The 21,268-nt window shown below is 47.2% G+C and carries 27 protein-coding genes; 16 read left to right on the forward strand and 11 right to left on the reverse strand.

Annotation, left to right across the window (positions count from 1 at the left end):
* Positions 1 to 61 precede the first annotated feature (61 nt).
* The 9 genes from WHS43_02880 to WHS43_02920 all read left to right on the forward strand — a co-directional run bounded on the left by WHS43_02880 (position 62) and on the right by WHS43_02920 (position 5,679).
* Positions 62 to 292: a ferredoxin oxidoreductase gene (locus tag WHS43_02880; GenBank protein ID MEJ5338582.1), complete on the forward strand. Its 231-nt coding sequence runs from the start codon at positions 62 to 64 to the stop codon at positions 290 to 292.
* A gap of 3 nt (positions 293 to 295) precedes the next feature.
* Complete coding sequence (locus WHS43_02885; GenBank protein MEJ5338583.1) at positions 296 to 838, forward strand: Uma2 family endonuclease; 543 nt, start codon at positions 296 to 298, stop codon at positions 836 to 838.
* 11 nt (positions 839 to 849) lie between these two features.
* On the forward strand, positions 850 to 1,419 hold the full coding sequence (locus WHS43_02890) for a carbon monoxide dehydrogenase beta subunit family protein (GenBank protein ID MEJ5338584.1): 570 nt from the start codon (positions 850 to 852) through the stop codon (positions 1,417 to 1,419).
* Entirely contained in the window at positions 1,416 to 1,958 is a 543-nt protein-coding gene (locus WHS43_02895) for a Uma2 family endonuclease (protein MEJ5338585.1), read from the forward strand. The genes WHS43_02890 and WHS43_02895 overlap by 4 nt, the downstream gene beginning before the upstream one ends.
* Before the next feature lie 66 nt (positions 1,959 to 2,024).
* The gene (locus WHS43_02900) at positions 2,025 to 3,230 is read left to right on the forward strand and encodes a transketolase C-terminal domain-containing protein (GenBank protein ID MEJ5338586.1); all 1,206 of its coding nucleotides are present in this window, start codon (positions 2,025 to 2,027) and stop codon (positions 3,228 to 3,230) included.
* Positions 3,220 to 4,080, forward strand: coding sequence for a thiamine pyrophosphate-dependent enzyme (locus WHS43_02905; GenBank protein ID MEJ5338587.1), 861 nt, complete (start codon positions 3,220 to 3,222; stop codon positions 4,078 to 4,080). The genes WHS43_02900 and WHS43_02905 overlap by 11 nt, the downstream gene beginning before the upstream one ends.
* Positions 4,077 to 4,790: a 2-oxoacid:acceptor oxidoreductase family protein gene (locus WHS43_02910; protein ID MEJ5338588.1), complete on the forward strand. Its 714-nt coding sequence runs from the start codon at positions 4,077 to 4,079 to the stop codon at positions 4,788 to 4,790. Before WHS43_02905 ends, WHS43_02910 begins: the two co-directional genes overlap by 4 nt.
* 216 nt (positions 4,791 to 5,006) lie before the next feature.
* Entirely contained in the window at positions 5,007 to 5,432 is a 426-nt protein-coding gene (locus tag WHS43_02915; protein ID MEJ5338589.1) for a hypothetical protein, read from the forward strand.
* Between the two features lie 34 nt (positions 5,433 to 5,466).
* Entirely contained in the window at positions 5,467 to 5,679 is a 213-nt protein-coding gene (locus WHS43_02920; GenBank protein ID MEJ5338590.1) for a hypothetical protein, read from the forward strand.
* Here WHS43_02920 and hisF read toward each other — a convergent pair.
* A complete protein-coding gene (hisF, locus tag WHS43_02925) occupies positions 5,637 to 6,398 on the reverse strand; it encodes an imidazole glycerol phosphate synthase subunit HisF (GenBank protein ID MEJ5338591.1) in 762 nt (253 codons plus the stop codon). The genes WHS43_02920 and hisF overlap by 43 nt on opposite strands.
* A gap of 1 nt (position 6,399) precedes the next feature.
* On the reverse strand, positions 6,400 to 7,680 hold the full coding sequence (mutL, locus tag WHS43_02930) for a DNA mismatch repair endonuclease MutL (GenBank protein MEJ5338592.1): 1,281 nt from the start codon (positions 7,678 to 7,680) through the stop codon (positions 6,400 to 6,402).
* A gap of 91 nt (positions 7,681 to 7,771) precedes the next feature.
* On the opposite strand from mutL, the gene WHS43_02935 reads away from it, so the two are divergent.
* The 4 genes from WHS43_02935 (at position 7,772) to WHS43_02950 (ending at position 10,832) form a co-directional block, all read left to right on the forward strand.
* Positions 7,772 to 8,239 carry a hypothetical protein gene (locus WHS43_02935; GenBank protein ID MEJ5338593.1) on the forward strand — a complete coding sequence of 156 codons (468 nt, stop codon included), beginning with the start codon at positions 7,772 to 7,774 and terminating at the stop codon, positions 8,237 to 8,239.
* Between the two features lie 71 nt (positions 8,240 to 8,310).
* Positions 8,311 to 10,251 carry a thioredoxin domain-containing protein gene (locus tag WHS43_02940; protein MEJ5338594.1) on the forward strand — a complete coding sequence of 647 codons (1,941 nt, stop codon included), beginning with the start codon at positions 8,311 to 8,313 and terminating at the stop codon, positions 10,249 to 10,251.
* Between the two features lie 27 nt (positions 10,252 to 10,278).
* Positions 10,279 to 10,659, forward strand: a complete 381-nt coding sequence (locus WHS43_02945; GenBank protein ID MEJ5338595.1) for a DUF302 domain-containing protein — start codon at positions 10,279 to 10,281, stop codon at positions 10,657 to 10,659.
* Positions 10,656 to 10,832, forward strand: a complete 177-nt coding sequence (locus tag WHS43_02950) for a hypothetical protein (GenBank protein ID MEJ5338596.1) — start codon at positions 10,656 to 10,658, stop codon at positions 10,830 to 10,832. The genes WHS43_02945 and WHS43_02950 overlap by 4 nt, the downstream gene beginning before the upstream one ends.
* Here the strand turns inward: WHS43_02950 and era are convergent.
* Genes era through fbp form a run of 4 tightly spaced genes read right to left on the reverse strand, consistent with a single transcriptional unit; the run spans position 10,803 to position 14,039 of the window.
* Entirely contained in the window at positions 10,803 to 11,708 is a 906-nt protein-coding gene (gene era / locus WHS43_02955; protein ID MEJ5338597.1) for a GTPase Era, read from the reverse strand. The genes WHS43_02950 and era overlap by 30 nt on opposite strands.
* 8 nt (positions 11,709 to 11,716) lie before the next feature.
* Complete coding sequence (locus WHS43_02960) at positions 11,717 to 12,442, reverse strand: sulfite exporter TauE/SafE family protein (GenBank protein MEJ5338598.1); 726 nt, start codon at positions 12,440 to 12,442, stop codon at positions 11,717 to 11,719.
* On the reverse strand, positions 12,439 to 12,894 hold the full coding sequence (locus tag WHS43_02965; protein MEJ5338599.1) for a hypothetical protein: 456 nt from the start codon (positions 12,892 to 12,894) through the stop codon (positions 12,439 to 12,441). The genes WHS43_02960 and WHS43_02965 overlap by 4 nt, the downstream gene beginning before the upstream one ends.
* Entirely contained in the window at positions 12,894 to 14,039 is a 1,146-nt protein-coding gene (gene fbp, locus WHS43_02970; protein ID MEJ5338600.1) for a fructose-1,6-bisphosphate aldolase/phosphatase, read from the reverse strand. Before fbp ends, WHS43_02965 begins: the two co-directional genes overlap by 1 nt.
* Positions 14,040 to 14,082: 43 nt before the next feature.
* On the opposite strand from fbp, the gene topA reads away from it, so the two are divergent.
* From topA to hfq, 3 genes are all read left to right on the forward strand, one after another.
* Entirely contained in the window at positions 14,083 to 15,690 is a 1,608-nt protein-coding gene (gene topA, locus WHS43_02975; GenBank protein MEJ5338601.1) for a type I DNA topoisomerase, read from the forward strand.
* A gap of 184 nt (positions 15,691 to 15,874) precedes the next feature.
* A complete protein-coding gene (locus WHS43_02980) occupies positions 15,875 to 16,864 on the forward strand; it encodes an ADP-ribosylglycohydrolase family protein (GenBank protein MEJ5338602.1) in 990 nt (329 codons plus the stop codon).
* A 3-nt stretch (positions 16,865 to 16,867) separates the two neighbouring features.
* Positions 16,868 to 17,110, forward strand: coding sequence for an RNA chaperone Hfq (hfq, locus tag WHS43_02985; protein ID MEJ5338603.1), 243 nt, complete (start codon positions 16,868 to 16,870; stop codon positions 17,108 to 17,110).
* Positions 17,111 to 17,119: 9 nt separating this feature from the next.
* On the opposite strand, the gene WHS43_02990 is transcribed toward hfq, so the two are convergent.
* From WHS43_02990 to WHS43_03010, 5 genes are all read right to left on the reverse strand, one after another.
* The gene (locus WHS43_02990; protein ID MEJ5338604.1) at positions 17,120 to 17,452 is read right to left on the reverse strand and encodes a ferredoxin; all 333 of its coding nucleotides are present in this window, start codon (positions 17,450 to 17,452) and stop codon (positions 17,120 to 17,122) included.
* Positions 17,453 to 17,561: 109 nt separating this feature from the next.
* Entirely contained in the window at positions 17,562 to 18,806 is a 1,245-nt protein-coding gene (locus WHS43_02995; GenBank protein MEJ5338605.1) for an outer membrane protein transport protein, read from the reverse strand.
* Positions 18,807 to 18,924: 118 nt separating this feature from the next.
* On the reverse strand, positions 18,925 to 19,656 hold the full coding sequence (locus WHS43_03000; protein MEJ5338606.1) for a 6-carboxyhexanoate--CoA ligase: 732 nt from the start codon (positions 19,654 to 19,656) through the stop codon (positions 18,925 to 18,927).
* Positions 19,649 to 20,497, reverse strand: coding sequence for a glycosyltransferase family 2 protein (locus tag WHS43_03005; protein ID MEJ5338607.1), 849 nt, complete (start codon positions 20,495 to 20,497; stop codon positions 19,649 to 19,651). Before WHS43_03005 ends, WHS43_03000 begins: the two co-directional genes overlap by 8 nt.
* Entirely contained in the window at positions 20,491 to 21,246 is a 756-nt protein-coding gene (locus tag WHS43_03010; protein ID MEJ5338608.1) for a glycosyltransferase family 2 protein, read from the reverse strand. The genes WHS43_03005 and WHS43_03010 overlap by 7 nt, the downstream gene beginning before the upstream one ends.
* Positions 21,247 to 21,268 lie beyond the last annotated feature (22 nt).

Raw genomic sequence — 21,268 nt, forward strand, 5'->3', positions numbered from 1 at the left:
GACAAAAACTTCAAGTGTTATAACTTATAAACACCTGATTAATTTTCTTAGGAGGCAAGGCATGTACTATGTGGCAGAGGTGATCAACGAAGAGTGCACCAAATACAACTGCAAGCAATGCACCCTTTTCTGCCCAGAGCCCAATACCCTCATGTATACAGATGAGGAACATCATGCTTATGTAATTCAGGACAGATGCAAGGGCTGTGCCCTGTGTGTGTATGTTTGTATAAACCTTTTGAAGAGAAACGCCATTCACATGGTGATGCCAGAGGTGCATGCGGAGAAGTAAGGTATGGCTATAAAAGAAAAACCCTGGACCTATCAGGACTATCTTCAGCTTGGGGATGAAAAGAGGTATGAGATAATTGAGGGAGAGCTTCTGGAAATGCCAGCACCCAGTATAAGGCATCAAAAAGTCCTGTGGAATCTGACTGGTCTTTTTAGAGACTATCATACAAAAACCAAAAGCGGTCTTTTTCTCTTCGCTCCAGTTGATGTGGTTCTGTCTGAGACGGAAGTTGTTCAGCCAGACCTTATATATATTTCAGAAGATAGGTTGTCTATTGTAAAGGAGAGGGCAGTGGAAGGGGTTCCAGATATGGTTGTGGAAATAGTTTCACCTGCATCATATACAAAAGACACACATGAAAAGAAAAATCTCTATGCAAAGCATGGTGTAAGGGAATACTGGTTGATTCTACCAGAACTAAAGCTAGTTGAAGTGCTTACACTGGAAGGAGGGGACTACAGGGTTCATTCCCTGTCTTCTGAGAAGGGCGTGGTGTGTTCAAAAATTCTGGAAGGCCTTTGCTTAGATTTAGAAGAAATCTTTTAAGGAGGTAAATTATGGCAACACTTGGACCGAGCGGTTTTTCACCTTATCCGGTGGCCGTTTACGAAGAGGTTCTGAACCCACCGCCGGGTAAGGCTCTCATGTTCAATGAGGTGGTGGATGAAGAGCTTGCCATGAGAGAGGCTGCCATAGCCATGCTTACAAGACCCAACCCCACCATATTCCCCGGTCCGCAGGTTCTCTACGCATGGAATGAGGAGGCGAAGGAAAAAGCAAGGCTTGTTAAAAGAATGGCAGAGGTGCTTGGTGCAAAGATAATTCCCATGTATGACTACAGACCAAAATACCCCAAGATAAACCCGGCGGTTGAAATAAACCCAAACCATCCAAACCTCACCATATGGCACAACAAGATAAAAGCCTGTATATTTGTGGGTGTCCACTGCCATTATGCCAATGTGGCCCTGAAGATAATAAGGGCGGAGACGGATTGCTTTACCATAGCTATGTGCGGTATGGCAGGACACGAAGATGCCATGATAACCCTCAGGGACCAGCATGTGGAAGAGATGGAGAAGTTTATAAAAATAGCCGAAGAGGTAAAAAGGGAGCTCTGTAGATGAAAGCTGCAGAAAAGCTCTGGAATTACGAGGATTATCTGAAGCTGGAAGGTGAAAAGAGGTATGAGATAATTGATGGAGAGCTTGTGGAAATGCCGGCACCAGGTGTGAGACATCAGGAAATCTTAAAGAGGCTTGCCAGACACTTTGAGACTGTTGAAAAAAGAGGTATAGGTCTTTATTATTTCTCACCTATTGACCTCGTGCTTTCTGAAAAGGATGTTTTTCAGCCAGACCTTGTGGTGGTGCTAAAGGAAAACTACTCCATAATTCAGGATAGGGGCATATTTGGTGCTCCAGACCTTGTGGTGGAGGTTATTTCACCTTCAACTTTCAAGAAAGACACAGAAGAAAAGAGAGAACTGTATGCTAAGTCTGGAGTAAAGGAATACTGGTTGGTTATACCTGAGCTGAAAATTATAGAAGTGCTTACGCTAAGGTCCGGCAAGTATGAGGTTCACTCTTTTGCCTGCGAAAGTGGCAAGGTATGCTCAAGGCTCCTTGAAGACTTATGCATTGAGCTGGAGGAGCTCTTCCGGTGATAAAAATCAGCTCCCTTGCAGGCGTTTTTTATAAATTTAAAACAAACTTTTGCAGGAGGTAAGGTCATGCAAACAGCTACCGAGGCTGTTATATACAACAAGGCGGGGCAGAGGATTGTTTCACCCGACTACCTGCTTTTTGAAGCACCAAGAACCAAACACTTCATGACAGGTTCAGAGGCGGTAAAGGAAGCGGTAAAAAGAGCCTCTGTGGATGCCTCTGTTTCCTATCCCATAACACCACAGTCTGAGGCTGCACATCTTATAGGTGAGCTGTGGGTTGAGGGATATGTGGGCGTATACTTCAGGGGTGAGTCAGAGTTTGGCGTTATGTCTGAGATAGCCGGATGTGCCATGGCTGGTGCAAGAACAATTACCACAACCTCAGGACCAGGAACGCTCAGGGCCTTTGAGAACTTTCCCATGTGGGCAGGAACAAGGATACCCGTGCAGCTTGTGCTTATGGCAAGAGGTGTCAATTCACCGCTTTCTATACAGCCCGATAACCTTGAAGTAGGCTTCCTGCTTGACACCGGTTGTATGATATGGTATGCAGAGAACGCACAGGACCTCTTTGATATGATTCTTGCAGGCTTTACCGTGGCAGAACAGCCAGATGTGCATGTTCCTGTTATAACCGTGGTGGATGGCTTCTTTGTCTCTCACACAAGAGAAGCGGTAATGCTTCCCCCAGATGACATAGCTCTTCCACCCTACAACCCCTACAAGGCACCCATGCCTGTAATTGATGCCGAGGTTCCGCCCGGAAGGTTTTTAAGAGACCCCTTTGTGATGAAGTCCAACTACATATCTTATGCGACCCATGCCAGCTGGCAGTGGGAAGTGAGGTCTGCCATTGAAAGGTCAAGACCTTATGCAAAGCACTATTTGAGAGGGCTTATAGAAGAGTTTGGGGACCCATCCGCCGAACTGGTGTTCGTTGCGTGCGGAACTGCAGCTGCCCAGGCAAAGGAGGCAGTGAGGCTTCTCGAGGAAGAGGGTATAAGGGCAAGAGTTGTCAAACTAAAAACCATAAGACCGTTCCCCATAGAGGAGCTAAAGCAGGCAGTGAAGGGTGCAAAGTATATATTCGTGCCAGAGTTTAACGTGGTGGGCTGGCTTGAAAGAGAGGTAAGGAGATACCTGTATGGGCATTCAGAAGCTGAGGTTATAGGTGCACCAAGGGTGGCAGGAGGAATGACCATGCCCGCAGAAGTTATAGTTAAAGAAGTTCTCAAACTAACAGGAAAGGAGGTCAAACATGTCATATAAGATTTACGAGATAAACGAAGACCTTCTGGATGTTATGCCTCAGGAGATAAGAGACCTTCAGTTTAGAGCCACCTGGGGCAACCCCAAGAGGGGCGTTATGGACCTCCCCTACTCAAAGGAGCTTATAGAAGAGCACTCCCTCTGCGCAGGATGTCCAGAATCTATGGCTCTCAGATACATACTTGCTTCACTTCCAAACCCTGAGGACACCATAATAATAAACTCTACAGGATGCACATCTCTTGTCTTCCCCCACATAGCCCTGCATACGGTTCACTCCCTCTTTGGAAATCAGAACGCGGTTGCATCGGGCATAAAGAGGGTTCTTGAATGGAGATTCCCCGACAAGGTAAAAGATGTGGTGGTGCTTGCAGGCGATGGTGCCACCGTTGACATAGGGCTTGACTGCACCCTTCAGTCCTTCTTCAGACAGGAGAAGATAACCACCATATGCTTTGACAACGAGGTGTATGCCAACACAGGTGGTCAGGAGAGCGGTCTTACAGTCAAAGGTCATGTTTTCAAGATGGCACCCAAGGGCAAACAGTGGGACAAGGTGCCCTTCTGGCAGATTGCCATAGACTCCGGATGCCACTATGTGGCAAGGCTTACAGTTTCTTCCCCCAAGAGGGTGGAGACGGTCATAAAGAAGGCCATATATGTGGCAAGGGAAGTGGGACCAACCTATGTGCACCTGTATACCCCCTGTATACTTGAGATAGGTCTTAACTCTGACGATGGCCTTGATGAGATGAGGCAGAGGGACAAGGAAAGGTTTGCCTTCTTTGAGTATGTGTCTGAACCTGCCAAAGAGGTCATTGAACGCAAGAAAGAGGAGGGTCTGCTATGATAAGGAGAAGGGTGAATATTCGTATGCCAGCCCTCGGTGGACAAGGTGCAGTTACTGCCGCACACATAATAGCCACCGCGGCAGACTACGAGGGCTACTATGCAGTTTCCAATCCCTTCTTTGGTGCAGAAAAGAGGATGGCACCTGCTGAGAGCTATGCACGCATAGGCATGGAACCTATATACGACAGAGGAGAGGTGGTCTATCCAGACGTCATAATGGTCTTCCACCCACAGGTTATAACCATGGGTAAGTCCTACACCATGCCCTTTTACTCTGGCATAAAGAGAAGGGGACTAATCATAATAAACACCGAGGAAGACCTGCTTACGGAAGAAGATAAAGAGAGGCTTGAGTCTCTTGATGTAAAGGTCTTCAACTTCCCTGCCACCAAGTTTGCCATAGACATAGCGGGAACAGAGCTCTCTACCAACATGGCCATGATAGGTGCCCTATTTGGTGCAATAGGTGCTGTTGGAACTGAAGCCATAGAAGAGGGTATAAAGTCAAGGTTTCTTAAGAAGTTTGTAGCTTCAGGAGGAACTGCATCCCTTGACTCCGCCCTTGAGAGAAAGTTCAAGAAAAAGCTGGAGCTAATAGAGAAGAACCTCAACACAGCAAAGGCAGCCTACGAGCTTGCTCAGAAATGGGCTCAGGAACAGGGGCTTGAACCCTTCTTGCCGCCTCCACCAAGAAAGGTGGCAGTTTAAAAGAGGGGGCATTGCCCCCCCATTTAAAAACTTGACATAGCGGTGACTGAGGTGTAAAATTTAAACATGGGGTGGGCAGGAAGGTCCTTAGGAGGGTTTTTTCTAGGTTCCTTAATGGTGGCTACACCTTCTTTTTCATGTCCTGAGGGTTTGCCCAGAATCTCCTGGAGCTATGAGGTTTCATCCAAAAGGGGTAAAGAGTACAGGAGGGTGGATGTGGAAGTAGTAAAAATAGAAAAGGTGAGCACTGTGCTGTCAGACAAAAGACTGTCCTACAAAGCATCTGTTAGTCCGGATGGCTCTGTAAAAGTGGAAGTGTATAACAAAAGCGCTGAAACCATAAAGGATGTGGTAATATCTCAGAAGCTTGAGGGTAGCTTTGAAGGCCTTGTAAGGGCAAGACGCATACTATCCAGACATCCTCTGATAGTGGAGGACTTTATTACCGCCCCTTACAGGGTGGAAGGTGATAACCTTTACATAGGGGTTCCGGCCATACATGCCGGTGAGCAGCTTCAGCTTGAATACAGCGTAAGAGCCTCAGTTATATACAGACCATCCCTTATCTCCCCGGTAGTCAGAAGTGAAGAAGTTCGTGAGAAGATTGTCAGGAGGTATAGCTTTTACTTTCCCCATCGGTAAGGTGAGACTGGATGGTCTGGTTGTTGAGAGGCTGATGGCTGATTTAAGTCTATTACCTTCTGGTGAAGAATACAGGGTAAGAGTAAAGGGCTATGCAGACTCTGTGGGCAACATTCATATAAACGAGAGAATAGCAAAAGAAAGGGCAAGAGGTCTGGTGAGTCTTCTTACCAACAGAAGCCTTGCCTGTCTTGAGAAGAATCACTACGCCGAGGGTCTTACAGGCACATCCCTTGAAGCCAGATAGGCTTTTAGCTCAGGTATGGCTATCTCTTTAAAATGGAAGAGGGATGCCGCAAGGCATGCATCTGCCCCACCAGCCACAAAGCCTTCGTAAAAGTGTTCCATTGAACCAGCTCCACCTGAGGCTATGACCGGAATGTTTACTGCAGAAGATACCGCCCTGGTCAATTCTATATCGTAGCCAGACTTTGTGCCGTCTCTATCCATGGAGGTAAGTAGTATCTCACCTGCACCCAGGCTTTCTACCCTCTTTGCCCACTGGACTGCATCAAGCCCTGTGGGGGTTCTGCCTCCATGTATATAAACTTCCCAGCTATTTCCCTTTCTCTTCGCATCTATGGCCACCACTATGCACTGGGAGCCAAACCTTTTGGCGCCTTCATAGACAAGCTGGGGATTTTTCACCGCAGATGTGTTTATGGAAACCTTGTCTGCACCCGCTTCTAAAAGTTTTCTCATGTCCTCAAGGCTTGAGATGCCCCCCCCAACGGTAAAAGGCATAAAAACGTTTTCTGCCACTCCCCTTACCACTTCAAGGGTTATCTTTCTATCTTCGGCAGATGCAGTTATGTCTAAGAACACCAGCTCATCTGCACCCTGTTCCTCGTAGGCAAGAGCCACCTCCACCGGGTCTCCCGCATCCACAAGGTCCACGAACCTTACACCCTTCACCACCCTTCCTTTATTCACATCAAGACACGGTATTATCCTCTTTGCAAGCATGTCAACCTCTCTGCAACTTCTTGTATATTTCTCCAAGATAAATTCTGTAGTATATGGGCCTGCCGTGGGGGCATGCTTCCATGTTTTCAAAGGAGAGCCAGAACCTCAAGAGTTCTCTTGCCTTTTCCTCATCAAGCCTGTCTCCGGCCTTTACAGAAGCCCTGCAGGCTTCATGAGAATCCATCTTGAGAACCTCGTAATTGCACCTTTCTGAAAGGAGGTGCTGGTCAAAAAAGTAAAGGTATTCCCCATACCTTGCCACAATGATTGTATTATCTATTATACCTATAAGCTCTGGCTCTGTTGTGTATTCAACCTTCTTCTGGCCAAGTGATGGTGGGCTGTATCTGTGTCTTGAGTTAAGGGCATCCCTTATCAGATTCTTTAATTTCCCCTCCCTAAGTATTTTGACCTCCGTCTTCTTTGGATGGATGTTTACATCCAGAAGGTATGGAGGAACATGTATGTAGCACAGAAGAAGTCCGGTCCTGCCTGTGGCCTTTCTTACATATTCTGAAAGGCTTTTATTCTGCACTGCTCTTCTGTTTACGAAGAGGAAAAAATCTCTGCCTTCCCTGTTTATTGAAAAGAGTAGGTCAATCCTCAGGAGGCCTTCCTCCCTCCTTATGTGTTCCAGTTTAGTCTCAAAGATTTCTTCCGCCCTCTCTCTTATATCCCCTGCAGGCCTGAGGTTGTATACATCTCTGCCCTCCGCTTGCAGGCGAAAGGCAGTGTTTGGATTTGCCAGTGCGAGGGCTTTGAAAACTTTGTATACCTTTCTTCTTTCAAGGTCTTCCCTGCCAAGAAAGGCACCTCTTACGGGCATGTTATAGAAGAGGTCATAGACCTCCACCTGTGTTCCCACGGGCATACCCACCTGTCTTTGAGATACCAATCTTCCACCATCAAGCCTTATCTCACTGCCAAGTTCCTCCTGAAAGAACCTTGACCTGAGCACCATTCTGCTTACTAGGCTGATAGCGTGGAGAGCCTCACCCCTGAACCCGTAGGTGGTCAGACTCTGCAGGTCCTCAAGGCTTCTTATCTTACTCGTTGCTCCACTCATGAGGGCTTTCTGTATATCCTCTGAGGGAATACCCATACCGTTATCCCTTACTCCTATGAACCTCTTGCCTCCCTTGCTTATCTCCACATTAACGAAGGTGGCCCCTGCATCAAGGGAGTTTTCTACAAGCTCCTTGACACACTCGGCCGGTCCCTCTATAACCTCACCTGAGGATATACAGCTTTTTACTTCCTCAGAAAGAAGATTTATGCGCATAAGAATATAAGATATGCTTATCTAATCTCTAAATACCTCTAATTGCTTTTCAGTTGACATTTCCTTATCATATTTACAAGGAGGTGAAAAAATGGTAAAGTATTTTCTACTTCTCTTCGCCTTTGTGGTTTTTTCTTCTGCTCAGGAGGATGAGATACTGATAAAAACACCTCTTACAAAGCGTCTTGAAGAATTCAATGTAAGTATAGGCGTTGTGAGCATTGATGAGCTCAAAAAAACCTTCCCAAGGGCCTACAGTCTTTTAGAGAAACACAATGGCGTGCCTGCAAAGCATGACACCCACCACCTTGCTGTTGCCATCTGGAAAAAGCAGGGGGATAAGATAGTTTACCTTTCTGACTTTAAGGTTGAAGCGGAGGTAAGGTCGCCCATCCTCAGAGCCCAGAAAAGGGAGCTTCATAAGTATCCCCATACGCATGGTGATAACTTTGGCGGATGGTTTCAGATGGCAGAGAGGGGTCTCTACTCAATAAATGTTTACATCAAAGACAGCAAGGGCAAGACCTGGAAGGTAAATTACGACTATATGCTCCAGTGATTCTGCAAAGTTGAGCTTTCTCACATAAGTTCTCTGCCACAGGCCTATTTTTACCTGTCAGGAGGAAGCATATGCCCAACAGACTTGTAAATTCAAGAAGCCCTTATCTTCAGAAGGCTGCATATCAGCCAGTGGATTGGTATGAGTGGTCCGAAGAAGCCTTCCAGAGGGCAAGAGAAGAGGATAAGCCAGTTCTTCTTTCCATAGGTGGTGTCTGGTGTCACTGGTGCCATGTGATGGCTCACGAGAGCTTTGAAAACCCCGAGATTGCAAGGATAATAAACGAAAACTTTATTCCCATAAAGGTGGACAGGGATGAGCGTCCTGATGTGGACAGAAGGTATCAGGAGGTGGTGATAGCTCTGACAAACTCCGGCGGATGGCCTCTGACGGTCTTTCTGACCCCTGAAGGGAAGGCCTTTTTTGGAGGGACTTATTTCCCGCCTGATGACCGCTGGGGCAGACCGGGCTTTAAAAGCCTGCTTCTCAGGATAGCACAGCTCTGGAAGGAAGACAGACACAGGGTCCTCAAATCTGCAGAAAGCATATACGAAAGCCTCATGACATACAGCAGACAGAGCTTTAAGGACCCGGTAGACGGGGAGCTTTTGGACAGGGGTATCTCCATGCTTCTTTCCAGCATAGACTACCAGAGGGGTGGAATAGGTTCTGCTCCCAAGTTTCATCATGCAAAGGCCTTTGAACTCCTGATATACCGCAACTTTTTCAATCCCTCCCCCTTACTTGAGAAGGCAATTGTTCTTTCTCTTGATGCCATGGCAAAGGGTGGCATATACGACCACCTTCTTGGGGGGTTTTTCAGATATTCCACAGATGAAATGTGGCACATCCCCCATTTTGAGAAGATGCTATACGACAACGCAGAGCTTCTGAGCCTGTATTCAATGGCATACAGCCTCTTTGGTAGAGAGCTCTACAGAAAAACCGCAGAAGGTATTGTGAGCTACTACAGGCTCTACGGCTATGACCCGCAGGGAGGCTTTTACGCATCTCAGGATGCAGACATAGGCCTTCTTGACGAGGGTGGCTACTATACCTTTACCACAAGGGAAATTGAGGGGCTTCTGAGCCCTGAAGAATTAAAAGTCTTTAGCCTTTACTTCGGGCTTGCCAGCATGCCCCATGAGCCCGAAAAAAAGGTGCTATACATAAATCTGGAAGAAGAGGAGGTTTCAAAAGCTATTGGTCTGGAGGTGGAAGATGTAAGGAGACTTCTGGACTCTTCAAAGGCAAAGCTTCTTCAACACAGAGAAAGCAGGGAGATGCCTTACATAGACAGAACCATATACACAAACTGGAACGCTCTTATGATATCTGCCCTCTGCGATTACTGGAAGGTTTTTTCAGACCAGTGGGCTCTTGCCTCCGCTGAGAAAACTGCAGAAAGGCTTATTACTCAACATTATAGGGATGGAAGACTGCTACACACGGAAGGAGTAGAGGGCTTTTCCGAGGATTATATCTTCTTTTCCAGAGCCCTTCTTTCTCTCTTTGAAATTACCCAGAAAAGGCCCTATCTTGAGCTTTCTAAAGAGCTAATCAGGAAGTCCATAGAGCTCTTCTGGGACGATGATGGGTGGGGCTTTTATGATACTGTAGGGACTGGTGATGGACTTCTGGGCGTGAGGCTCAAAAACCTTCAGGATACTCCCACTCAGTCTGTAAACGGTTCTGCAGCCTCCACTCTGCTTCTGCTGGGGACCCTCACGGGGGATGGTATTTTTATTGACTATGCGGAAAAAACTCTGCAGGCTTTTTCAAGGTTCGTCAGGGAAGTTCCTATGGTATCTCACTCTTACTTTATAAGCCTTTACGCCTACCTGAAGGGCATATACAAGGTGGAAACCAGAGACTTTTTTGAGGAAGCCCTCAGACTATTCAGACCCTTTAAGTTTGTCCTCAGGTCTGAGCTTGATGGAGTTCTGGTCTGCGAAGGGCAGACCTGCCAGAAGTTTGAAACTCTTAATGAAATCTTAACACAGAGGCAATAATATTTATTCCTGAAGGAGGTGGAAGAGATGCTTATAAGCTACGAAACTAGCAAGAGCCTTGATGAAGTCAGGCAAGCCCTTGAAGAAAAGGCAAAGGAAAAGGGCTTTGGAGTCATGGCAGTTCACGAGGTTTCAAAGGTGCTGGAGAGCAAAGGCGTTCCCATAAACTATAGATGCGTCATAGTTGAGGTCTGCTCTCCAAAGCACGCAAGCCAGGTGCTCTCCGCAGACCCTTACATATCTACAGCCATGCCCTGCAGGATAGCCATCTTTGAGGAAAATGGCAAAACTGTGCTCAGCACCATAGCTCCAACGGAGATGCTCTCCATGTTTGAAAGGCCAGAGCTGGAGGATGTGGCGAAAGAGGTGGAGGAGCTTATGGAAGAGATAATGGAGGAGAGCCTATGAAGGTCCTGAGCGTAAAGGACAGAAAGGTTGCAAAGAAGCTCACAGAGAGGCTTCTTAAAAAGGGGCTTGTGGTGGCACAGGCAGAGGGTGAAGAAGACCTGAAAAAGGATTTCCCAAAGAAGGCAGACGTGGTTATAGTGCTTTCAGAGGGTGTAACCAAAGCTCTTGACTAACTCTGGCCTCTTCTTCCAGTCGGGTTTTACCCTTACAAAAAGCTCAAGATAGACCTTTCTTCCCGTTATTAGCTCAAGCTCCTCCCTTGCCATTTTTCCTATGGATTTAAGCCTCTGCCCGCCCTTACCTATCACTATGGGCTTGTAGTTTTCCCTGTCCACTATTATGTCCGCCTTTACCACGAGGACGCTCGGGTCATGCCTTCCTTCAGAAACTTCCGTAACCAGCACAGCCACCCCCTGGGGAATCTCCTGATGCACCTTCAGAAGCACCTTTTCCCTTATTATCTCTGCCGCCATCAGCCTGAAGGGGAGGTCTGTAACCATATCCTCTGGAAAGAGGGGCTCTCCTTCCGGCAGATACTTAATTATGGTCTTCAGGAGCTCCTCTGTGTTGTATCCTTTCAGGGCGCTTACCGGCACCACTTCTTTTATCTGTGGAAATTCTTTTGAGACTTCCTCTGCAAGAGGCAGGAGGTTTTCAACACCTCCAACCCTGTCCACCTTGTTTATTACCAGAAAAATGGGCTTTTCCCCGGCGTAGGGCTTTATGTATCTTTCAAAGACCTGCCTGTCATCCTCTCTGAAGCCATCCTCCGCATCTATCATGAAAAGTATCACATCTGCATCCTGAAGGGATGCGCTTGCCATCTCTACCATAGCTTCACCAAGAGCATCTCTGGGTCTGTATATTCCTGGAGTGTCAAGGAAAACAACCTGAGCCTCGCCCGGTATATTTTTCACACCCAGAACCCTTATACGCGTGGTGCCGGGCTTTGGTGATATTATGGAAACCTTTGTGCCCAGTATCTGATTTAGCAAAGTTGATTTCCCCACATTTGGCTTGCCCACTATGGTCACAAAACCTGCCTTCATCGGAGCTATTATAACCCAGCCTCCGCCATGATAAGCATGACAAGGCCGAGCAAAACCACCGCATAGGAAACACCGTTGGAATACACGCGTGCAGGGATTTTCTCCGCAAGCATCCCACCAGCCAGCGTCCCTACGAGCAGACCTGCAAGCCCCATGGCTATAAAGCCCAGGTTAAGATTGACTACATCAAAGCCCTGATAAAAGCCAAGCCTCACAAGTATATTGGAGGTAAAATACAGGTTCAGCATCAGCCTTATTGAGTATGGGTCTGAAATATGTTGACTGAGAAAGACAAGAGGTGGTGGGCCTCCCATACCCACAAGCCCGGCAAAGAGACCACCTACAAAGCCCACTGGTACTCCTGCATGTCTACTGAGTCTTACCTTAAAAAAGCCCTTCTGAACCAGTAGATTGTATATTCCGAGGGTGAGTATGAAGGTGCCTATGATGATTTTAAGCGTTCTTGTGTCAGTTTTATCAAGAAGGTAAGCACCCAGAAATATGCCAGGCACTGAGCCAGCCACGAGAGAGAGAAGAAGGTAAGCATCTATCCTGCCCCTTCTGTTCTGATAAAGAAGGCTTAAAGTTCCAAAAAGGTTGAATATGGCGGAAGAAACCACTACCATCTTGGGGTCATAAAGAAGTGAAAGGATGCCTATTATAAATATCCCTGCCCCAAAACCAGTAATGGACTGAAAAAACCAGGCAAAAGAGACAACGAGAAAAGGAATCATCTACCAAAAAGGGCTTTCAGGCGGTTTATTATTCCTCCAAACCTCCTTCTGAACTCCATGCTAAGGCCTTCTATCCATTCTCCTATCCTGCCGGTTGTCTTTGAAAGAAGAGACTTGTCCCTTATCTGGTCCGTGTAGAGAAACTCCTTGAGAACTTCATTTGTCTCTTCAAGACCCCTTATGAGGCGCCTCAGCTCCTCCTTATTTTCGAGGTTTGCCCTGTTTATTACCTCCTCAAGGCTCTTGAGTATCCCCTCAAGTGCACTGTCAAAGCTGGCATTCCTTGCCTGTATGTCTGTAGGAAACTGATTTACAAGCTCCACCAGCTTTGACTTGAGCATAAAACGGTATTCAGAAAGCTGAGTGGGAAAGGGCTCCCTGGATTGTAGGTCCTTGAAAAAGTCCTCCACTATAAGGATAACCCTTTCCTCTATGCTGTATATCCTTTCCATCAATCTGTCTCCGTATGGTGTTCCTCGCCGGTGGGCACTTTTCTGCCCTCTTCAAGCTCGTAGAACCTGCCCTCAAGCTTTTGGAGAATCTTGGGGAGGGTGGTGTATTCCATTTCCTCGGAGGGGAGCCTGTGAGGTTCAAAGATACCCTGACGCCTGAGTATGTCCGCAATGACCTGTGCCTGTTCTCTTGCCTTGTCAAAGGCAGGGTCGTCAAAGAGGTCTCTGGGACCTATGAGCTTTCCACCTGCAATCTGATAGCCTGCTGCGATAACTCTTGGTGGTCCATCAAACCTTGAGGGTGTGGCGTGTCTGAAAGAGACGGGCATTAGGGGTCCGTTGTGGGAGCCTCTCATCCATCCCTCCACTATCCAGGGTCTTGCAAAGGGTTCAAGTATTTCACCCACTGCAGGAAAGCCAGACTGTGACCTCACTATCATAACAGGGTCATCCTTGCCCACATACTTGCCTGCTATGAGAGACAGCCTCTGGGTAGAAGCAACAGCTGCGATTTCACCGTCGGAGTTTCTCCAGACGCTTCTAACTGCATACCTTTCTACAGTTCCCACAAGGGCAAGCAGGTCATAGAGCTCTGCAGGCGTTGAGAGCTTTACCGCCTTCCCCGTAAAGGTATCAAGCACCTCAAAGGTAAAGCCGTCGTGCATCTTTGGGTCTATAACAAGACCTGCGCAGACCATGGGGTCTGCAAACATTTCATAGAGGGGTAGACTCCAGGCGCTGGGTGCTGTCTTGTCCGCGAAGAATACAATTACCGGCTCTGAAGGCCTTTCTTCAAATTCCATCTCGGCCACACCCGGACCCATACCCTTTACATTTCCTGAGAAGGTGTCAGAAAGAAGGTCCTGTCCTGCACCATAAAGCTTGAGCCTTTTTGCTACCTGTGTTCCCTCTTCAAAAGCCCTCCATGCTATACCGTGCACCAGCTCACTGTCCACACCGTGCTGATGGGTCATTACCAGGGCTATATCATCACCACATACAAGAATCTTGCAGTCAATAAGATTGCCCTTTTCAACCTCTTTGAGCCCAATCTCTTCCACCTTCGCCACCACCTCAGGATGGGCAGAAGAGTGCCCCACGTAACCCCCTATGTCCGCCTTAATCACGCTCAGCGTAATCTTCATGACTACCTCCTTTCTCTTCTTGCTTCTTATATTATATCATCCTATGAAGCTCTTCATAGTGGAGAGCCCCACAAAGGCAAAAACTATAGCAAGGTATCTGGGAAAGGGCTGGATAGTCAGGGCAACCCTTGGTCATATAAGGGACCTGCCGGCGGACAGGCTCGGTGTTGATGAAGAAACCCTCAGGCCCACCTTTGTGTGGGTAAGGGGAAAAAAGAGCCTTATGGAAAAATTAAAGAAGATAGCCCGGAAGGCTGAGGCCATATACATAGGCACAGACCCCGACAGAGAAGGTGAGGCAATAGCCTACTTTGCTCACAGGGAGCTTGAAAGCCTGAAAAAACCCATAGGCAGGGTGGTTTTTTATGAGATTACGCCGCAGAGTATCAGGTCTGCTCTGGAAAAACCTGCCTCCATAAATCAAAACCTCGTGAGCGCACAGCTTGCAAGAAGGATTCTTGACAGGCTAATAGGCTACAGACTATCTCCTTACCTGTGGAAGGCTCTCAGAAAAAATACTCTCTCCCTTGGCAGGGTTCAGTCGCCAGCACTCAGGCTCCTTGTGGAAAGAGAGCTGGAAATAATCTCCTTCAGAAAAAAAGAATACTACTACATAAGGGCAACCTTTGAAAAGGATGGGGTGGAGTTTTCAGCCTTCTGGGAATACAGATTTGATAAGCCTGAGAATGCAAAGCCATACCTTGAAAAGCTCAAGTCTGCCCTTTTTGAGGTTCTTGATTATGAAGAAGAAGAGGAGAAAAAGGAACCTCCAAAGCCCTTTATAACCTCAAGCCTTCAGGCAGTAGCCAGTCAAAGGCTTAAGCTGAGCGTGGAACAGGTGCAGAAAATGGCTCAGAGGCTGTATGAAGAGGGCTATATAACCTACCCCAGGACTGACAGCTACAGGATGAACGCAGAGAAAGCTCAGGAGTTTATGAAATATATAGAGAAGACCTACGGCAGAGAGTATGTGGGCAGGCTCAGAAACTTTAGAGAAAGGCCCACTTCACAGGGTGCTCATGAATGCGTAAGACCAACGGGGCTAAGGGTGCCAGCGCTCAGGGGGAAGGAGCTTGACCTGTATATGCTGATACTAAACAGAACCCTTGCAAGCCTTGCAAGTCCGGCGGTAGTTCTCAGAAAAAGAGCTATTCTGGTGCCCATATATGAAAAGAAAAGGGGAGAGGAGCTCAGGTTTACGGCGAAGGGGTCAGAACTGCTCTTTGAGGGCTATCTTCGTATCTATCCCGAGGAGCTTGAGCTGTCCACTTTACCATATCTCTCAAGGGGTGAGTTTCTTAAACCCAAGAAAATAACCCTTGAAAAAAGACAAACACAGCCACCGCAAAGATATACGGAAGGGGCTCTCGTTAAGAAACTTGAGGAGCTTGGAATAGGAAGACCATCCACCTACGCCAGCGTAGTAAAAACCTTAAAAGAAAGGGGTTATGTGATGGAGGAGAAGGGGTATTTAAAACCAACTGACATAGCCTTTGAGGTTCTTGACTTTTTGCAGGAAAACTTTCCAAGGGTGGTGGATTACAGCTTTACCAATCATATGGAGGAAGGGCTGGACAGGGTGGAGGAGGGGCAAAAGGATTGGCGTGAGCTTGTAAGGGAATTCTTCTCACAGGTGCATTCAGGGTTATAATTAAAATGCATGGCTGCCCTGCCCTGTGAAGTTTAAAGGTTAATTGAAGAGGAAGTTGGAAAAGAAAAGGTGGAAATAGTGGGTAAAATAAAGGAAGAGTTAACAAAGGAACTGGTAACCAGAGCGGATATTGCCGAAGTCAGGCTCACCAGAGAAATAGAAGTTATGAAGCTGTTCAGGTAGGATGGATATTCTTCTTGACAGGTTTAAAGGTGTAATACTCGGTGGTGCTCTTGGCGATGCTATTGGAAAAGGTCTTGAGGATGTCCCTCTTGAGGATGCTCTGAGATATTATGGGGCAAAGGTAAGGGGCTTTGTGGAGCCTCACCCTCACAGTCCAGCCCTTGGTCTTGAACCTGAGAAAACCTCCGATGAGACTACTATCAGCATACTTCTTGCCCAGAGCATAGTGGAAAGAAGGGCTTTAGACCCATACCACTTTTTTGAAAAACTGAGGGAGTGGGCAGGTAGGGAAGAGGTCCACAGATACCCGGACCCGGCGCTTCTGACCGCCATTGACCTTATATCCTCTGGCACGGGGCTTGAGGATGCAGGTTTTTTCTCCTCATCGGTGGAGGGTGTTCTCAGATGCACCATTACCGGGCTATTTCATTATTACAGCCCGCACCTTGCAGCGGAAGCGGGGAGGCTTGTGAGCCTAATAACCCACAGGAGCAGGGAGATATACGATGCAAGTGCAATTGTATCAGCCCTTATAAGCTATTTGCTTCTTGAGAGTTTTGACCTTAAGGACCCGGTGCAGAGACTTGCCCTTCTTGAGAACCTGAAGGGCTTTCTAAAGCACCATAAGAACAGGACATATCTTGAAAAGGTGAGGCTTCTCCTTGAAAGGGGGGCGGACACAGAAGAAGCGATAGAACATATAGGAAATTCCACCTTTGTGTTTGAGGCTCTGCCTCTTGCCATCTTTATCTTTCTTCATCATACAGAGGAACCCTTAGAGGCACTCTGGGATGCGGTCAATGCCTGCGGTCCGGTTGGTGGAGATACAGATGCCATAGGATACCTTGTGGGTTCCTTTGTGGGAGCATACCGTGGATTGTGGGTATTTCCAGCAGAACTCCTTGAAAATCTGGAGAACTACGAGTATTATATTCTTCTGGCAGAAAAACTTTATCATACTGCGATGGAATTTCTGGAAAGGAGGAGCTAAGAGATGGCTTACAAGCTTCAGGAAGCCTTTTTAAACACCGCAAGGAAAAGAAGGGTAAAGGTTACCATCTATCTCATTAACGGCGTGAGGCTTCAGGGAAGGATAAGGTCCTTTGACCTCTACACTATTCTAATGGAAGATGGACGTCAGCAGACGCTGGTTTACAAGCATGCCATAACTACCATAATACCCGCAGAGAGGATGGAGCTGGAATTTGAAGAGGAAGGAGTGCCGGGGGCAGTATAGCCCCCTTTCTTAAAACATTCCCGGCGGTTTACCCCTAGACACAACGAGCCTTTCCACCGGCTGACCACCTTTGAGATGGCTCTGGACAATCTCATCCACATCTGAAGGCTTTACGTTTCCATACCATACGGCATCAGGATATACAACTATGGTGGGACCAAGTCCACAGGGTCCGAGACAGCCTGTTGGGGTCACCGCAGTGCTCATAAAGAGCTCTGGGTCCATCTGGAGCTTTTCCATGAGCTTCATGTATATGTCCCTTCCGCCCTTCTCCGCACAGGAACCCATGGGATGACCCGGTGGTCTCTGGTTTACGCAGACAAAAACATGCCTGAACTCCATTGGATACCTCCTTGAGAAATTTTTGAGAGAATTCTACCAGAAGAGGATGAGCTTTTGTATGAGGCTAATCACACTTTAAGGAGGGGAGGAAGAGCCTCCCCGAAAGGTTTTAGAACTTCCAGTTGAGACCTATGGAGATGGCGTTCTGAGCGTTCTGGGCTTCTACTAGAAAGGCTCCAGACGGGTCCGTTGCCTTAACCTTCTTGTTGAAGGCATGCTTGTAGGCAAGGTCTACTCCAAAGGTCTTTGTAAACTCATAGCCAAGACCAAGGGTTACATGCTGCTCCGTTATAGCTGGAAAGCCCACGAGATTGAACCAGGCTATATTAAAGTCGCTGAAGGGTGCAGCAAACTTGGGTATGCTATTGGCATTCATGGGATTCTTAGCACCGCCCCTTATGGGAGACTTTCCGTAGTTGTATCCAGCCCTGAGAGCAAGCTTTTCTGTGGGTTTGTATTCGCCACCAAAGGCTATCACCCACTGGTCTTTCCACTGGAACTCTTTATAGCCCTTTGCGTTCTTCCAGTTTATCCATCTTATATCCATGCCAACTTTGAAGTTGTTCATGGGCTTTACACCCACACCAAAGGCAAGCTCCTGAGGCTGTGTGAGCTTTAGGTCTTCAAACCTGCCATCCCCATTGCTGTCAAAGACCCTCTTGTAGGTCATAGCCACAGGGCTCTGGTAGGTAATACCAGCATACACAAAGTCCCCCATGTTGTAAGCCGCACCTAGCTGAAAGCCTATTCCATAGGTCTGAGACTGACCACCTCCAGCATTCCAACAGTTGGTAGTCATTGGCTGACACATATTTGCCCCCATATCCAGTGAGCCATAGGCTATGTGTATGGCACCTGATATGGATATTGCATTATTTACCTTGTAAGCAAGAGCAGGGATTATCCTCATAAACTGCAGATTAGTGTGCATATTGGCAAGCAGAGGGTTCTTGTTCCTATAATCCACACCCATACCGGAAACGCCAAAGGCACCTATACCGAAAGTGAGCTTATCGTTTATCTGGTGAACTATACCCACTTCGGGAACTAAGAAGGTCTTAGCCTGGCTCGTTTCCTCCGCAGAGGAAGGTGCTGGACCCATGGGTGTTACGTTACTTTTACCTTTCACGTGAGGCATAAAGAGTATTCCACCAAAGCTCAGGTTAAAGCCTTTGTACTGGCTCATCCATGCGGGGTTTCTAAAGATGCTGTCGGTGGGTCCTACGGGCATACCTACACCTATGCCACCCATACCTCTTGAGGCTGGAGACACGCCTATCAGGTTGTCTCCGTTGGTGGCAAAGGAAAGTCCTGCAATGCTAAGTATGGCTGTAAGAGCGATGAGCTTTTTCATAGCTTTTACCTCCCTTCAAAGGTTTTCTTTTACATTTTATCTCTTATAAAGGCAACTCTGCAATTCAAAGGGATTATAGGGTTTTAAGTCTGTGTTATATTAGAATTTCAGCATATTACTATAGACTTTCAATCAAGACAGCTCTTTCCTGCAGACACTCTATAATTTCTTTGTAATCTCTTTTATCTACAAAGTATACCCTTCCACCCATGGAAACGCCTTCTTCTTTCATTGGTTTTATCCGCACATAGCCTATGTTCTTACCTGCCACATAGCCAGTTGTGTAATCAGGGTCGTCGCTCCAGCATAGCTCTGCCATTACTCCACAGTAAACATTCTTTGTGGCAAGGGCAAGGGCATCAAGGAGTCTCTCGAGATATTTTCTTCTTAGCCCTCTTTTTATCAGTAGTCTCTTAACAGCCCCCCTGTCCTTCCAGTCCACCCTCACAGTTCTTATACCCCTCTCCATATCGGGCTCAAGTCTTTCGCCGGTTTCTATATCCATGAGCACCGCGCCCCTCATGTTTCCACCCCTTGGATTCGGACCAGCCTTCAGGAGCTCAAGCCCCCTCAGGGCTATGCCCTCTGGCACCCCTTCCCTCTGGAGCGTCTTTACCGCAAAGCTGTGAGCCTCCTCCACGCTCCTGAAGTCGTAGCTGTATATGGGCAGAGCCTTCTGTATGGTATGGACATCTCTGACTTTCTCCACGGTCAGAACCAGCTTTTCGTAGGCTTTTGGTCTTCTAAGGAGTTCTCTTACGGTCTTTTCCAGCATATCCGCAGGCACGAGCCTTTCCGCTCCCGACACATGCTCCCCCTTTAGCTCTGCCCTCATACGCACGCTAAGCATGGCTCTTCCAGAATCGGAAGCCTCTCTTGATAAGGCTCAGAATGTTTCTTGACGAAAGCAGAAGCTCTGGCTTCAGGCTCACGGCTTCTGATACGAGTTTCCACCCCTCTATTAGCTTTCCAAACCTCATACACGTATCGCCTACATGGAAAAGGAAATACGGCAGGTAAGTCTCTGGAACTTTATCCCTGTATGCCCGGTAAACTGCCATTGTTCCCCTGTAGAGCCTTATGCTCTTGCTGCTTCTTCCGCCGTGTTCTCTTATCATCACCATGCTCTGGTCCACTATCCTTATTCTTAGACCTTCAAGAAACGCCCTTATGAAAACTTCCCAGTCTTCCCTGAGCATGAACTCGTCCCTGTATTCCGGGAAGCTGTTTCTTCTGAAGGCTGTCGCAGAAGGATAGCCCACCATACCTGAAAATATAAGGATGCCTGAATCTTGAGGAAGCCTCTTTCTGGATGTTTTAATCACATTGCCCTCTGAGTCAATTAGCTTTCTCGGAAAACAGTATACTATGTCTGCATTTCCCCAGTTTTGAAGAACCGTTTTTATATACCCTTTTTCCCACAGGTCGTCATGGTCAAGGAAAAATATGTAATCTCCCCTTGCCAGCTTCGCGCCAAGGTTTCTTGAATAGCATCTTTCCATATTTCTCTCGTTGCGATAGTAGCTTACCCATCTTGAAAACCCAGATTTTACTATCTGTGGGGTTCTGTCTGTTGAAGCGTCGTCGATGACCAGTATTTCGTCAACCCTGTATTCTTGCTCAAGCACGCACTGTATGGCGTGAGCTATATACCTTTCTCCGTTGTAAACCGGTAGAATTACGCTCACCATAGGTTGGGTTTTCTGTCTTTTAGTTCCAGCTCATACAGAAACTTGTATTTTAAAAAGGTATAGAAGAGGGCAGAAAAAGCCACAAGAAAGCCACGCAAGCCATCCAGAAAGCCCATCTGCACAAAGTATACCTTTACAAAGTGCCACAGGGGATTTAAAATGAGGTTGTATAGCCTGAACCTTTTACCTTTTTCCTTCATAAGCTCAGCCATTTTTCTGGCATACCTTACAGTCTTCACATACTGGTCCTCAAGGTCTTCATAGGAGTAATGGTACAGGTCTCCCCTCAGCTTTCCGACGCTTCCCGTGTATATGGGCGTTTCATGAAGCACGCCCTCAAAGCGAACTTTCCTTTTCCTGAAGAGCCTGACCCTCCATTCTGGATACCATGCGTGGTTCAAAAAACCCCCAAGGTAGTAGGTTTTTCTGGAAAGCATGTATACCTCATGGGCTGGGTTTTTTAACTCCTTTCTTATGCTTTCCCTGAGCTCCTGAGAAACTTCCTCATCTGCATCAATTACCAGCACCCAGTCTCCTGAGCAGAGCTCAATACCGTAGTTGAGCTGACTGGCGTAGCCCTCCCATTCTCTGAAAAAAACCTTTGCCCCTAAACCTCTTGCTATCTCTACCGTTCTGTCCGTTGAACCAGAGTCAACAACAACCACCTCTTTAGCTAGCCCCTGCACGCTTTTTATTGCCCTCTCAATGTTTCTCTCCTCGTTCTTTGTGAGAATCAGGACAGACAACATTTTAGGCTTATAATTATAAACT

The organism is Aquificaceae bacterium (assembly GCA_037481935.1).
Taxonomy (GTDB): Bacteria; Aquificota; Aquificia; order Aquificales; family Aquificaceae; genus Pampinifervens.

Excerpts from the sequence above, each read along its gene's own strand:
- WHS43_02880 (MEJ5338582.1), top strand. The coding sequence starts at position 62 with ATGTACTATGTGGCAGAGGTGATCAACGAAGAGTGCACCAAATACAAC.
- WHS43_02885 (MEJ5338583.1), top strand. The coding sequence starts at position 296 with ATGGCTATAAAAGAAAAACCCTGGACCTATCAGGACTATCTTCAGCTT.
- WHS43_02890 (MEJ5338584.1), top strand. The coding sequence starts at position 850 with ATGGCAACACTTGGACCGAGCGGTTTTTCACCTTATCCGGTGGCCGTT.
- WHS43_02895 (MEJ5338585.1), top strand. The coding sequence starts at position 1,416 with ATGAAAGCTGCAGAAAAGCTCTGGAATTACGAGGATTATCTGAAGCTG.
- WHS43_02900 (MEJ5338586.1), top strand. The coding sequence starts at position 2,025 with ATGCAAACAGCTACCGAGGCTGTTATATACAACAAGGCGGGGCAGAGG.
- WHS43_02905 (MEJ5338587.1), top strand. The coding sequence starts at position 3,220 with ATGTCATATAAGATTTACGAGATAAACGAAGACCTTCTGGATGTTATG.
- WHS43_02910 (MEJ5338588.1), top strand. The coding sequence starts at position 4,077 with ATGATAAGGAGAAGGGTGAATATTCGTATGCCAGCCCTCGGTGGACAA.
- WHS43_02920 (MEJ5338590.1), top strand. The coding sequence starts at position 5,467 with ATGGCTGATTTAAGTCTATTACCTTCTGGTGAAGAATACAGGGTAAGA.
- hisF (MEJ5338591.1), bottom strand. The coding sequence starts at position 6,398 with ATGCTTGCAAAGAGGATAATACCGTGTCTTGATGTGAATAAAGGAAGG.
- mutL (MEJ5338592.1), bottom strand. The coding sequence starts at position 7,680 with ATGCGCATAAATCTTCTTTCTGAGGAAGTAAAAAGCTGTATATCCTCA.
- WHS43_02935 (MEJ5338593.1), top strand. The coding sequence starts at position 7,772 with ATGGTAAAGTATTTTCTACTTCTCTTCGCCTTTGTGGTTTTTTCTTCT.
- WHS43_02940 (MEJ5338594.1), top strand. The coding sequence starts at position 8,311 with ATGCCCAACAGACTTGTAAATTCAAGAAGCCCTTATCTTCAGAAGGCT.
- WHS43_02945 (MEJ5338595.1), top strand. The coding sequence starts at position 10,279 with ATGCTTATAAGCTACGAAACTAGCAAGAGCCTTGATGAAGTCAGGCAA.
- WHS43_02950 (MEJ5338596.1), top strand. The coding sequence starts at position 10,656 with ATGAAGGTCCTGAGCGTAAAGGACAGAAAGGTTGCAAAGAAGCTCACA.
- era (MEJ5338597.1), bottom strand. The coding sequence starts at position 11,708 with ATGAAGGCAGGTTTTGTGACCATAGTGGGCAAGCCAAATGTGGGGAAA.
- WHS43_02960 (MEJ5338598.1), bottom strand. The coding sequence starts at position 12,442 with ATGATTCCTTTTCTCGTTGTCTCTTTTGCCTGGTTTTTTCAGTCCATT.
- WHS43_02965 (MEJ5338599.1), bottom strand. The coding sequence starts at position 12,894 with ATGGAAAGGATATACAGCATAGAGGAAAGGGTTATCCTTATAGTGGAG.
- fbp (MEJ5338600.1), bottom strand. The coding sequence starts at position 14,039 with ATGAAGATTACGCTGAGCGTGATTAAGGCGGACATAGGGGGTTACGTG.
- topA (MEJ5338601.1), top strand. The coding sequence starts at position 14,083 with ATGAAGCTCTTCATAGTGGAGAGCCCCACAAAGGCAAAAACTATAGCA.
- WHS43_02980 (MEJ5338602.1), top strand. The coding sequence starts at position 15,875 with ATGGATATTCTTCTTGACAGGTTTAAAGGTGTAATACTCGGTGGTGCT.
- hfq (MEJ5338603.1), top strand. The coding sequence starts at position 16,868 with ATGGCTTACAAGCTTCAGGAAGCCTTTTTAAACACCGCAAGGAAAAGA.
- WHS43_02990 (MEJ5338604.1), bottom strand. The coding sequence starts at position 17,452 with ATGGAGTTCAGGCATGTTTTTGTCTGCGTAAACCAGAGACCACCGGGT.
- WHS43_02995 (MEJ5338605.1), bottom strand. The coding sequence starts at position 18,806 with ATGAAAAAGCTCATCGCTCTTACAGCCATACTTAGCATTGCAGGACTT.
- WHS43_03000 (MEJ5338606.1), bottom strand. The coding sequence starts at position 19,656 with ATGCTTAGCGTGCGTATGAGGGCAGAGCTAAAGGGGGAGCATGTGTCG.
- WHS43_03005 (MEJ5338607.1), bottom strand. The coding sequence starts at position 20,497 with ATGGTGAGCGTAATTCTACCGGTTTACAACGGAGAAAGGTATATAGCT.
- WHS43_03010 (MEJ5338608.1), bottom strand. The coding sequence starts at position 21,246 with ATGTTGTCTGTCCTGATTCTCACAAAGAACGAGGAGAGAAACATTGAG.